Origin of the sequence: Turicibacter sp. TJ11 (assembly GCF_021497505.1) — a bacterium.
In the GTDB taxonomy this organism is placed as follows: Bacteria; Bacillota_I; Bacilli_A; order MOL361; family Turicibacteraceae; genus Turicibacter.
In genome coordinates this window covers 636,986-650,671 of record NZ_CP069349.1, presented here as the reverse complement: position 1 = coordinate 650,671, position 13,686 = coordinate 636,986, and the positions used below count along the sequence as shown (strand labels likewise).

Sequence of the window (13,686 nt, the reverse complement as noted above, 5' to 3'; positions counted from 1 at the left end):
CCGTTTACGGATCACGACTGAACGGTTATTTATAGACCTTGTATTTATATTTCTCTTGATGATGATAAAAGCCCCAATCGTTGCCTTGCAACCGTTGAGGCTTTTATCAAATTCTAGGTACTAAGCTTTAGTCTTTATTCACAACGAAAAATCTCCCGCTACTATTAATGACCTTCATTGAATACATTTGACTAAAACAAAGGTCTTGGTACTGCCCCCACTACGCCAGTAGCCAAGGCAAGTAACAAGACCATGAGTTTTAGGGTAAAGTTGAAAGTAGATTATTCTTTGTAGCGGGATTACACATGATTATGAAAATACCTTTTGTAACATAAAGCACTCTAGTTTCTAGAACAGATGATTTATCTTTAAATACCCTATTTCTGAATAAAAAAACAGTCAAAAAAGCTCATCAGAATTTATCTGACGAGCTTTTGTTTATTCGATTACTTTAATGGTATTACGAATCATTCCCATCCAGCATGAGTAGGTAAATGTTCCTGTTTTGGTTGGGGTAAAAGTGACTTCATTATTTCCATAATCTAAATTCATCTGAATATTAAACTCTGGAATTTTCAAACTACGATTACAGCCGTTTAACATTCGAGGCGTCGCTTCAATTTGAAGTTTGACTGGAATTCCTTTTTTCACAACGATATCTCCATAATTACGTGACTCTAAGTTTAAGGAAACGACCTGTATGTCCCCGTCCATTTGAGCCTCGATTCGTGAAGATGACCCGAATGAAAAATCAGCGCCAATTCCTAAGGTTGCTAATCCACTCATGGTCATATTTAGTCCTAACACGATAATTAACGCTCCTCCAATTTTAAACACTAATGTTCGAGCGTAAATAGACATTCGAGTTAAAAAGACACCTAGTCCCAGCATCAACGGCACGGTTCCTAAACTAAAGAAGAACATCGATAAGGCACCTTGCGTAAAACTTCCCGTTCCTAGTGCATAAAGTTGCATCAACTGAAGCGGACCACATGGCATGAATCCATTTAATAGTCCAACAAAGAAAGGCCCATGATTCGAACCTGCTTTTCGCTTCACATGTCCCAACGTTCGATTGACACTTTTCCCCATAATCGTTGGCTTGAGTTTAATAATCCCTATCTTACCAAGCCCCATGAAAACCATCGCAATTCCAAGACCAACAGGTAGCACCTTAAAAATAGCTAAATCCGCCGTTATAAATGAACCGAGTGCTCCAATAATTCCACCTAATAACGTATATGAAATGACACGCCCTAGATTATATAACACTGATCGTTTCACATTATTCCCCTGATGAACGAGTTGTGATAGAGCCATTCCACCACACATCGACACACAATGAAATGATGTCGTCACCCCAACAACCCATAACAATACAAAACTGACACTCTCACCCGTCGCTAAAACACCACTTAAGTCTGGAAGCACTCGTTCGAGTAACACATATGAAATCAGCGCTAGCCCAATAGCCCAGATCACTTGAATTTGATGGTGTTTCTGTTCATCCTTCGTCCATAATTGATACCCCTTTTTTTCAACAACACGCTTTAGTGCTTCAAGTGTGACCACTTTCTCATCATACTTTAGCTTCAATAACTTCTTTTCCACATTCACTCGGGCAACTCTCACGCCGTTTTGTTCTTTTAACGCCTCTTCAATGAGATGCTGACACGACTGACAGTGCATCCCTTCAACAACTAACTCGATTTGCTTCATCTTCTCACCTCTTCGATATCTTATCAAAAAAATATAAAGGAGTTATGAAGAATAGCGATGAAAGGTCAAAATAAACGTACTTCCTCTCCCTACTTCACTTTCTACCTCAATCAGCGCCCCATGGAGTTTGACAATTTTCTTTACAATAGTAAGTCCAATTCCACTCCCTTCGGTTTGATGACGGCTAGGATCAACTCGATAAAATCGGTCAAAAAGCTTAGAAAGATGCTCTTTCTCAACTCCAATTCCAGTATCACAAATACTGACTTGCACCGTATTTTGACTAGATGTTAAACAAATTTGAACTTCCCCGAACTCAGGTGTAAATTTATAGGCATTAGACACTAAATTAATAAACACTTGTTTTAATTGATCAGAATCCCCTTCAATCCATGCCTCTTGTAAATCGACAGTTAATTTTATTTTCTTTTGCCTAAGTAACGTTGTGAACTCTGGGACTTGCTGTAAGATAAGTGGTTTTAAATCAAGTGGTTTTAGTTCTAATTTCATGGTCTTCGTATCAAACTGCTTTAATACTTCTAAATTACTAATCAGTTTTCCAAAACGAACAACTTCTTGATGAAGAGCTTGAAGTCTTATTTCATTAACTGGGATGATCCCATCAATCATTCCTTCTAAATTGGTTTGCAAAATATTAAGTGGCGTTCTTAATTCATGTGATACATCTGATACAAGTTGCTTCCGTGCCTCTTCATGAGAGGTCAATGTACTGGCCAGAAGATTCATACTTTTTTGTAAACTATCAAGCTCTTCAATGTTAATCGACTCGATCATCTCTTCTTTGAAATCACCTTGCGCTAAGCGAAGCGCCATTTCTGACACTTTTTTAATCGGTTTTGATAATGGTTTGGAGAAAATAAAACTAATTCCCCCAACTACAGCGATTGTAATGACTGCACTCATCACAATACTTTGATTGATCGCTTGTTTGAAATAGATATCTTCTGTTGATAAAAGCAGTGGTGTATGTTGTCCGATTTCTAAATACCCAATCGTTTCATCGTTAACCATTAAATGATAGGTCTTTGCCTGATAGATTTCTCCCGCTTCTAATTTCATCTCATCTGGGCTCATACCCCAGATGACGTTAGAGTTAGCATCCATCAAAACCAAGCAATAATCATTCATGTAAGCTTCATGTGCAAGCTCTGCCCCTGCTCGCTCATCAAACGTTCCATGTGACTGGTAATAATCTTCAAAATACGTGATGAGGCGCTCATTACGCTTCGCTTGATTGTCATGCATATACTGCTCAAATTGATGTTGAATGGTTCGATTGACAAAAAAGGTAATAAGAACAGTCGTTAAAAGAGCACAGCCAAAAAGTAAGAGACCGAGTTTTCTTCGCAATGCCATGTTCTAACCTCCAAACTTATAGCCGACTTTCATGACGGTCACAATGTAGCGGGGTTGCTTCGTATCGACTTCTATTTTCTTACGAATATTTTTAATATGAACATCAATCGTACGATCATAACCATCAAAATCAGCACACAGCGCCTGTTCAATGAGTTGCTCCCGCGATAATACTTGCCCTCTGTGCTCAATTAAATAAGCCAATAACTTAAACTCTGTTGTCGTCAAGGAAATGACTTCACCGTTCACTTTGACCACATGCCCAGCCAAATCTAAACTTAAACGCTCATCAATTTGAAGTTCTGATGATGTAGGTTTCAATCGACGAAATAACGCATTGACGCGTGCCACTAGCTCACGTGGACTAAAGGGTTTCACTAAGTACTCATCAGCTCCCATATTTAAGCCGTCGATTCGATGTTCAAGGCTTCCTTTTGCCGTTAACATAAATAGATGAACATCAGATGTTTGACGAATCTCCTGACAAATCGACTCCCCGCTACGATCCGGTAACATTAAATCTAAAATCACAAGCTGCACCTCATGCTCATGAAACAGACGCATCCCCTCACGTCCTGTTGTCGCTGCTAACACTGAATAGCCTTCCTTTTCAAGGTAGGCACGCAAAACATCCAAAACCATCACTTCATCTTCAATCAATAAAATCTTAAACATAACCATAGCCTCCAAAAAAACAAACTAACATTAGTTAGGTTAAATCATACTTCCCCTATTATACAAAAAAGATATGAAGAACAAATAAAGAAATCATCAATAACTTTCAGGATGAGGTTTCGATTCCCCCATATCCACAAAAAAATAATCGTACGTAATGATTACAAATAAAAAATAGTTATCTATTGTTAGAAAAGTTCTAATTTAAGATAACTATTTTTTTATTTATTATCAAGGATTTCAAAGATTTTTCTGATTATTCCTGTTAAAAAATGAGTTTAAATCGATATTTTCAAATTTCATTTTGATATAATGTATCAAAATATAATTTTATGTATAATTGTCTCTAATCCTGCTCAAATATCATCTACTTTTTTCTATATTCACTAATAGTGACTCCTGTCCACATCTGAAAGGCGCGTATAAATGAATTTGAATCTTGGTATCCCAATAAATAAGCGATATCCTCATTTGTCAGATCTGAGTTTTTTAGATAATGTTTCGCTAATAATTCTCGAGTATGATTGAGTTGCTGTTGAAAGGTTGTATTTTCTTCCTTTAATTTTCTTTGAAGTGTTCGCTTACTATAACCAAGTTTTAATACCACCTGTTCGATACTATTTTCTGCACTAGGTAAAAGCTCGATAAGCTTAGAAGTTATATCCCTTTTAAATGTGAAAGATAGGATAAGAAAGGGCTAATGATGTGTATACATGATTAGCCTATCTATTTTATATTCTAGTTATATACTATCATTAGCAAATGCACCTAAATAGCAATTCTACCCGTCTAAACTATCCGTAGGATATGACGCAGGTGGATTGATATTTAGGGAAAATGCAGTTAGATTAATTCTTGCAGCGGGAGGCACATGATTAATGTGAATGCTTTTTAAATTCATTCCCAAAAAATCAAGGATACCAACACCGCATTTATGCCGTGTTGGTTTTCTTATTCGTCTTGTGACTTCAATTTCTTCCTTAATTAATAAGAAGATATAACTTAATAGCAATAGTAAATAACAGTTCAGAGCCTAGCGTGTAACGCTCACGTCTGAACTGTTATTTATAATTTTTGTATTTAATGATTCTACAAACTTATCCTCAATTTACTAGGAATGTAGTAACAGTACCTATGAGTTGGCATTTAACACCTACTATTGATGATGAGCCTCCTCAAAAAACTATAGAAGCCACAATGAATGTAAAAAGCTATATTTTTTTATTCTTCATCCATTTTGGCTTTGACTAAAATAGATAAGACGGCTTGTTTAATTTCATCATCAATTGGCATTGCAAGAGTACGCATAATTCTTTCACTAATTGTTATACTTTCATCTAAAACCCCATACGCATGAGTTTCAAATTTTTGTTTGTCATTCATTGGAATATTTGCTTCTTGTACGAAATCAATAATAGCTCTATTAATATCTTTTAGATACTTATATAAGTAATTATCCTGTAATGTTACGACAACTTCATCCTCATAACGATAAGTTGGTAAACTAATACTTAACGTTGCGCTAGTTGCCTCATATGATATACTTGCTTCAATCGTTAATCCATTGACTTGTATTGAGACTGCTGCCTGCTCACATACACCTCTAAATTTTAAGGTAATATCACGAGTTTTTGGTAAGACACTAATCTCACCTTCAACCGGTGATACTTTAAAAATCAGACAATTATCTTGTGCCTGTAAATTAAAGCGTGTTACAGCATAAGCTCCACGTTCATACTCACGACTTTCGCCATCATCTTCATATAACTTAAATTCATTTGATTTTTTTCCAAATACTAAAACATCCAGTTTTTTAGGATTTTCAATAGAATTATCATCAATATGCGCCATTGGGATTATTGCTCCTGCTTTCGCAAATACTGGCATTTCTTCAAGACATCCATACATCGAATATATATTATCCCCCTTATAAGGCTCACCAGTAAAGAAATCAAAATAATCTCCTTCTGGCAACCATACTTCTGTACAACTGCGATGCGTTACCTGTGATCGTGGTGTTAAATGGGGTGCAACTAATAACTCTGAACCGAAATAATATTCCCCTTTATAATTATATGATTTTTGATTATTTGGATAATCGTAGTAAAGTGGTGTAACAAGTGGAATCGCTTCTTGTTCATTACGCCAAGCCATTGAATAAATATACGGCACTAATTCATGACGTAATTTTAAAAACTTTTTCGCAGTCATAAATGCTTCATGACTATGCCTCCATGGCTCACGACGATTAAAAATACCGCTTGACGTATGAAGCCGATTAATCGGACTAAAGACTCCATATTGTACCCAACGCGCATACAACTCCGAATCATCAATTCCTTGCATATGTCCCCCAATATCATGACTCCACCAACCGTAACCAACATTTGCTGCCGTTGCCGTAAAGTAAGGTTGATACTGCAATGACTCCCACGTCACAATAGTATCCCCTGAAAAACCAATTGGGTAACGATGACCACCAAGTCCAGGCCAACGTGAAAACGTAAACCCACGTTTTTTTGTATTGCGCCCTAAATCAAGGTAATGTAAATGATTTAGAAAGAACAGTGGATCCAATCCCTTCATACTCGAATTTTGACCTTGTTGCCAATCTATCCACCAAAAATCTACCCCATCAGCTTCCATTGGATGATGTACCTTTTCAAAATAAGCTTTCATAAATTTTGGATCACTAATATTAAACTGAACCGGCTGTTCCTCTTCGACATTTACTCCCATAAAACGCGCCACGTCTTCATAGCAATCTTCATGTCCGCGAATTCCATCTGCCGGATGTAAATTTAACGCTGTTTTCAACTTGTGATCATGTAGCCATTTTAAAAATTCCGTTGGATTTTTAAATAAATCCTGATTCCACGTATATCCTGTCCAACCACTACCGTACTTCGGATCGATTTCAACATTATGCCAATCCATATCAATAATACATACTGAAAGTGGAATCTCCTCTGTTTCAAATCGTGTCATTAATTTCATTAACTCCTCATCAGAGTAGCGCCAATAACGACTCCACCAATTTCCAAGTGCAAAACGTGGAATAAGAGGTGTCTTTCCTGACACTTTTGCATAATCTTTTAAACAACCTTTATAGTCCGTTCCATAACCAAAGAAATAACAATCCACACCAGATGCCGCGCGTGGTTGTAGCCATCCCGCTTCATTGAAAACAAGTGACTTTGAATCATCGATAACAACATAACCATCTCTTGACATTAATCCTTTTTCAAGCTGCAACTCTCCATTTACTTCATCTAATGTACGAGCTGTACCTTGTAAATTTTGAATTTCCTGCATCCCATAACGCCACATTTTACATGAATATTTCAACTCAATACTTAACGTATCTCCTCTAAACACCTCATCTTTCACATATCTCAAGCGCAAATGTTCAGTTGAAACTTCAATCACTGATTCATCCTCTTTAATCTCTAAATCTGGAACCTCTTGTTCACGATACCAAAATGCTTGACTCGGAAAGTCTTCAAAACGTCCATGTTCCTCATACTCTAATCGAACTAAACGAGACGTTAAAAATGAAATGCGATATGCCTTTCCTTGAATAACTGCCCCTGTTGTTACCAATGGCTTAAACTTCACCTGAAACTGTTTATTAATATAACTTTCCATTACTTGTCCCCATCCTTTTTATCCATTCTATTTAACTTATCCTTTAACAGCAGAAGCTGCTACTCCTTCAATAAATCGTTTTTGGAAAATTAAATACACAATAATGACTGGAATAATTGAAATCGTCGTGGCTGCAAACAATCCCCCATAATCCGTTCCATAACGTCCATTAAACGCCTTCAAACCAACCGATAGCAACTGCTTTGCCTCATTATTAATCACTAAATATGGCCATAAATAATCTTCCCAAATCCACAAAAATTGAAAAATGGCAATACTTGAAATTCCATTACGTGCCATTGGAAAAATAATTTTATGGAAAATATAAAATTCATTTGCCCCATCAATACGTGCTGCCTCAATAATTTCATCTGGAATTGTTGAAATATATTGTCTTAACATAAAAATACCAAATGCACTGACCGATGATGGAATAATAAGAGCCGCATAACTATCGATCCAACCAAACTTCAAAATCATACTATACCGTGGAATAATCGTTACCGCCCATGGAATCATCATCGTTGCCATAATGAGTCCAAACAACAAATTACGTCCCTTAAACTGATACTTACTCAACACAAATCCACTAATCGTACTCGTATAAATTACAAGCCCTGTGACTGCTAAGGCGACAAACAAACTATTCATAAACAAACGAATAAAATCAAAATTATCTTGAATTCCAACATAATTATCAAACGTAAATTCCTTTGGGAAAAAACTCTGACTTAATGAAACAATCTCCGTGTTATGTTTAAATGAAGATAAAAACATCCAGACGAAAGGAATAACCGTTATAATCCCTAATAACCCTAGTAATACATTACATAAAAACTTATACTTTTTATTCATCCTTTATGCCCCCCTATGACTCTGAATTCGTAATTTTAAACGATAACATTGTCAATAAGCCAATTAAAATAAATAAAACAAAAGACATCGCTGAAGCATAACCAAAATTATATTTTACAAATGCTTCTTCAAAAATGATATACGACGATAAATACGTCTCTGTACCAGGCCCCCCCTGCGTCATAACCATAATTGGAACATACGTCTGTAAATATGAAATTAATGATGTCACGACAACAAATAATGTAGTTGGTTTTAATAGCGGTAACGTAATATGACGAAACGTTTGCCAACCATTTGCCCCATCAATACTACTTGCTTCAAAACAATCACTTGGCAATGAGCATAAACCAGCGATATATAGAACAACCGCATATCCAAAGTCTTTCCAAATCGTCATCATCATAACTGATCCTAAAGCATATTTCGCATCAAAGAGCCAGTTAATATTTGTTCCAAGTATACTATTTACTAACCCGATTTGTGGGTTATACATAAAAGTCCACACATAAGCTACTGCGACAAGTGGTGTCACAACAGGCATATAAAAAATAGTTCTAAAGAAGGTTTTATTTTTAACGAACTTACTGTAAATTGCTAACGCAATTCCAAGCCCTAAAGCGACGCGAAATATAATAACGATAGCTGAGAAAATAAACGTATTCGCAATTGATTTCCAAAAGAGCCCACTACTAAACATCGTTATGTAGTTTTCAAGACCTATGTAATTAAACTCACCTTTTAACGGATTCCATTGATTAAAACTTCCAACAAACGCAATAATAATTGGAATAATTAAAAATACAGTAAAGTAAGCTAACAAACCGATAACAACTAAATTACGAAGTAAGATTTCACTCTTACTTCGTAATCCTTTCTTTGATCGGACCATGCTTACTTTTTTTGTTTTAGAAGCTAATGTCGTCATGGTAACTGTCCCCCCAACCGCTACTTATTCGGCATATTCATATGCTGCTTCACTCGATACAAAGTCAACTTTACTTAAATCAGCATTCATTGTTTTTTCTCCGTCTTCTAATGCTGCTTTAATGTCCATTCCGTTATAAATAATATTTTCCGCAACTTGTTTCAATGTGTTTTCAATTGTTGCTGGCATTGTTCCTGGCCAAATATAATGATCGATGTGATCCGTTAACACACTCATAATTGGATGAGCCTGAATGTCAGCATCCTCAGCAAGTGAATATTTATTTGGGAATACACTTAATGCTAAACATAAATCTTTTTGTAGGTCGTCATTTGCTAAGAAGTAACGAATGAAATCTTGCGCAACTGCTTGTTCTTTTTCATCTGCATTTTTGTTAATTCCAAATGTTGATTCTCCATTATAGCGGTCATATGCGAATGGTTGTTCTGTGAATGTTGGGACTTCAAATACACCGTAATTAATATCAGGATATTTGTCTAATAATGTATTGTTGTAATGTCCCCATTTATAAACCATAGCTGACTGGCCTTGTCCAAAGCTTTCCTCAGCTTTTGTTCCAAAGTCACCTGAACCAACACCAACTTCTGTATATAAATCATAGAAATATTGCGCAACTTCAACGTTTTTATCTGTTGAAACTGTTGCTTTTGTACCACTTTCATCAAATAATGTTTGTCCTAATTGATATGGTATTCCTGATAAAATATTTCCAAAATCGCCATTCATATTAAATCCAGCCTGTGTAATTTTATCTCCATCTTTAATCGTTAATTTTTCAGCGACTTTAGTGAATTCATCCCATGTCGTTGGAATATCATTGTCTGTTAAACCTGCAGCAGCCCATAAATCTTTATTGTAAAAAATAACTCCCGTCATCATTCCATAATCTGTGTAGTAAACTTCACCATCAATCACGTGAGGTTCAACACCTAAAAAGTCAGCTGTTAAATCTTCAAGAGGAATATCATAAGGTGCCATGTAATTAATAATATTATCATGATGACTATTATGCACATTAAATAATGCAGGTCCATCATTTCCAGATAGTGCAAGTGGTAGTTTCGTCCAATAATCGTCCCATGGATTCACGACAATTTTAATATCAACATTCGGATATAGGGCTTCATAACTTTCAACAATTTCTTTAATTGCACTATCATCCCACACGTAGAACTCTAATTCGATGGGCTCACCATTGTTCACTAACTTGTTTGGATCATATTTAATTGTATCTCCTAACACTTCTAATCCTGAATTAGGCTCAGTCACCGCAGTAAAATTTCCACCCCCATTTGAACAGCCAATCAGTGTACTAACTCCCCCAAGAAATACTGTTGAATACAATAATACTTTCTTCACATTTAAACTCATTTTTTATTCTCTCCTTCAAGTTAGGTTTAACATTACACCTATATTCTAACCTCCCCTAAAACACTTGTAAACAGCGCTTACAAAAAAAACGAGTTTAACGATAAACTTTTTTTGTAGCTAGCCACAACCCCCACTATTATTAGTCGAAAGAGCCTTGATTGTCGAATATAGGCTCTTTTTAAATAAATAAGAGTTGAGGTCATATCAACTTCAACTCTTATTTGTTTAGTTTTTTAACACTTTCTCGATAGACTATATCCGGTTTTATCTTCACGGTTTTTCCCACTAATGTTTGTCCATTTAACATTTCTAATAATGTCTCAATCGCCACATCTACTTTTTGTGGCACTTGTTGATTAATGCTCGTTAAACTTGGCGTCACTAGATTACTCACATCTAAATTATCAAATCCAATGACTGAAACATCATCAGGAACACATTTACCTAACGCTTCTAATCCTTTCATAATTCCAATTGCTAAAATATCCGCCGTTGCGAAGACTGCCGTCACACCTAGCTCAACAATTCTTTGTGCCAACTGCTCCCCTTCCTCCACTGTACATCTATTTACTTCTAATACCTGCATCTCTTGAATTAAACACGCCTCACGTAAAGCCCTGCAATAGCCATCATAACGTTCCTTAACAACTCCATTAATATTAATTTTAGGAGAAATAAATAGAATTTTTTCATGTCCGTTAGCAATTAAATACTTCGTTGCCTCATAGCCGCCCTGAGCATCATCAGCGGAAATACAGCTTACCCCCTCTAAATTCACAAAAGTATCTATACAAATGAACGGGATATTAATTTCATCTTTAATCAATTGAACATTTTCTTCAAATAATCCTACAAAAATAACCCCTTCAACATTCCAGGTGTTAATAACACTCACTGCTTCCCGCATCGAACCAATGGACTTTACCAATAAAAAATAATCATGCTTTCCAAGCCGTGATTCAAACATCCCAATCAAATTACAATAATACGGATTATCAATATAACCATCTTCGTTTACATTCAATATCATACCAATCAGACGCGACTTCGCTCCGACTAAGGTTCTTGCATTTTGATTCGGTGTATAATTATACTTCTCAATAATTGCTTCTATTCGTTCACGTGTCTTATCCGATACCTTTCCATACTTTCCATTGATGACATTCGATACTGTCATTACACTTACCCCAGCCTCTTTTGCAATCATCTTTAAATTCAAACCTAACTTCTCCTTTTTCCTGTTAAATCCACTTCAAATGAATAAACAATATATTTTTATAATACACGACTGTCTTTTTTATGTATAGCAAATCTAAACGTTTTACCTCAATCTAGTTATTCTATGGCAGATATCATTTCATTAACTTAATAATATTAGAGGTTCCCTTCGATTTTTTCATTTATTTAGCGACAGTATAGTTAAAGACATGACCTTCTCATCATTCATCAATAAATGCCTAATTAATTGTAACATATCCACTTTATTCTACTGCAAATTTTAGAGGAATTTAAACAATCTATATCAAAATTAAACAACATTAACTATTATAATTCAAATCAGATTTAAAATAAATATAGATTGAGTTCAATTGAATATTGACTTCATACTGTTTTAACCTATTATTCAAGTATTTAAAGAAATGTCTAATTTTTAAATTATTTATTGATTAAAATTACTGCATTCTACTCGAACTCAGCAAAAAAGGAGAACTTTTGTTCTCCCCCTGTTATTTTCTTTTCACGTATTTCGTGTTCAGGCTAATGTAACCAACACCTGATTTGAGTTTACCAAGTCCATTCTCTTCGTTGATGATCGTGTAGACTTCCCCCCGTTTCACTGTGCCAACCACTTTAGAGTTAAAGTCGGCTTTTTGTCTAATATTGAGTTCATCACAGATAATCTCTACTAAGAAGGAGGATTCTGTTGTAATGGCTGTACTGCCTTCATTGACTTTTTCAACGTCTCCTTCCTTTACCCATGAAATGATTTTAGAGAGTAAAAGCTGACTCCCATTCACTCGAATGACTTCATAAATTGAGCCTTTAACAAATGAAGCGATGGTTTGTCCTGTGGCATACGTGGTCGCTGTTGCTTTCACCTTCACTTGATCACCGACTTTAAAGCCTTGTGATGAAATGGTTGGAACGTCATTTAGATAACTTTTAATCGTCTGAATAAAGCCATTCCATCCCTTATCAAGGGTTCGATGCGGACAATATTTGTTACTAAAATCTTGATGCTTTTTAACCTTCTCAATGCCCCACCCTCGCTCTCTTAACAAGTTAGCGATAAAGTGTGCGGCATTTTTTTCGGCTTGATCAAAGCGTCCTCCTCCTGATTTAGAGTAACAGATTTCTACTTGAATGCCTTTTCGATTCCCATTTCCATTTGCTCCATCTCCACACGCCCAAGCGTTACGATCAATCGGCAATCCTTGAACGACTTCTTGATTATCAATCGCATAATGAAACGACACTTGATTTTTGTTGTTAATCATATAGGCCACTTCATTTTGTGCCGAGGCATCATTTGCTGTATTATGCACCACGATCCATTCGGCTGTCATCTCGTATGGACATTTAATGGCGTAGTTTTCTTTGGAAACTAAGTTTTGTTTAACGATATACATCCTTATTCCTCCCCCTCTAATGTCTCCTTCAACCGTTCAAGCGACTTCGTAATAAAACTTGGCAAGGGAACTCCAATCTCCCCTAAATTCTCAAATAAGCTCACGAGTTCAAACAGTCCAAAAAAACAAAGCATCACATGACCTAATCCTATCTGTTCAACGTTAAAGAATGTTAAAATCTCACTTGGAATAAAGGTCACAAAGTTAAACTCAATCAATGAATCCATCACAATGAACACTAATAATGCTAGTAAGACACCCGCCTTTCGAATCAGTCCATTTGTTCCAACGGTTGAATTAATGCCACGCTTCTGTGCGATAGCTTTAAAGATTCCACTTAAAATGTCACAGACCATAAAAAAGACCACCAGTGTCATTCCCCCAACTGGCACTAAAATTTCATGTGAAAAGATTTCAATGACTTTTGTTAAAACCACACCGACACCCCCTTTCTGCTATCTC

The 13,686-nt window shown here is 35.9% G+C and carries 11 protein-coding genes; all 11 read right to left on the bottom strand.

Features of this window, described 5'->3' with window-relative positions; translation table 11 throughout:
* Positions 1-438 precede the first annotated feature (438 nt).
* Positions 439-1,719 (bottom strand): sulfite exporter TauE/SafE family protein, encoded by a 1,281-nt coding sequence (locus tag JRC48_RS03090; RefSeq protein ID WP_235070412.1) that lies wholly within the window; start codon positions 1,717-1,719, stop codon positions 439-441.
* A gap of 42 nt (positions 1,720-1,761) precedes the next feature.
* Entirely contained in the window at positions 1,762-3,096 is a 1,335-nt protein-coding gene (locus JRC48_RS03085) for an ATP-binding protein (RefSeq protein ID WP_055275819.1), read from the bottom strand.
* Between the two features lie 3 nt (positions 3,097-3,099).
* Positions 3,100-3,771, bottom strand: coding sequence for a response regulator transcription factor (locus JRC48_RS03080; protein ID WP_055275817.1), 672 nt, complete (start codon positions 3,769-3,771; stop codon positions 3,100-3,102).
* A gap of 367 nt (positions 3,772-4,138) precedes the next feature.
* Positions 4,139-4,378 carry an AraC family transcriptional regulator gene (locus JRC48_RS12745; RefSeq protein WP_202966247.1) on the bottom strand — a complete coding sequence of 80 codons (240 nt, stop codon included), beginning with the start codon at positions 4,376-4,378 and terminating at the stop codon, positions 4,139-4,141.
* 614 nt (positions 4,379-4,992) lie between these two features.
* On the bottom strand, positions 4,993-7,419 hold the full coding sequence (locus JRC48_RS03075; RefSeq protein ID WP_235070411.1) for a glycoside hydrolase family 31 protein: 2,427 nt from the start codon (positions 7,417-7,419) through the stop codon (positions 4,993-4,995).
* 36 nt (positions 7,420-7,455) lie between these two features.
* Positions 7,456-8,274, bottom strand: coding sequence for a carbohydrate ABC transporter permease (locus tag JRC48_RS03070; protein ID WP_235070410.1), 819 nt, complete (start codon positions 8,272-8,274; stop codon positions 7,456-7,458).
* Between the two features lie 13 nt (positions 8,275-8,287).
* A complete protein-coding gene (locus tag JRC48_RS03065; protein WP_235070409.1) occupies positions 8,288-9,202 on the bottom strand; it encodes a carbohydrate ABC transporter permease in 915 nt (304 codons plus the stop codon).
* Between the two features lie 24 nt (positions 9,203-9,226).
* Complete coding sequence (locus JRC48_RS03060; protein ID WP_235070408.1) at positions 9,227-10,594, bottom strand: extracellular solute-binding protein; 1,368 nt, start codon at positions 10,592-10,594, stop codon at positions 9,227-9,229.
* A 217-nt stretch (positions 10,595-10,811) separates the two neighbouring features.
* On the bottom strand, positions 10,812-11,813 hold the full coding sequence (locus JRC48_RS03055; RefSeq protein WP_235070407.1) for a LacI family DNA-binding transcriptional regulator: 1,002 nt from the start codon (positions 11,811-11,813) through the stop codon (positions 10,812-10,814).
* 508 nt (positions 11,814-12,321) lie between these two features.
* A complete protein-coding gene (locus tag JRC48_RS12710; protein ID WP_304941325.1) occupies positions 12,322-13,224 on the bottom strand; it encodes an N-acetylmuramoyl-L-alanine amidase in 903 nt (300 codons plus the stop codon).
* A 2-nt stretch (positions 13,225-13,226) separates the two neighbouring features.
* On the bottom strand, positions 13,227-13,661 hold the full coding sequence (locus JRC48_RS03045; RefSeq protein WP_235070406.1) for a phage holin family protein: 435 nt from the start codon (positions 13,659-13,661) through the stop codon (positions 13,227-13,229).
* Positions 13,662-13,686: the final 25 nt, after the last annotated feature.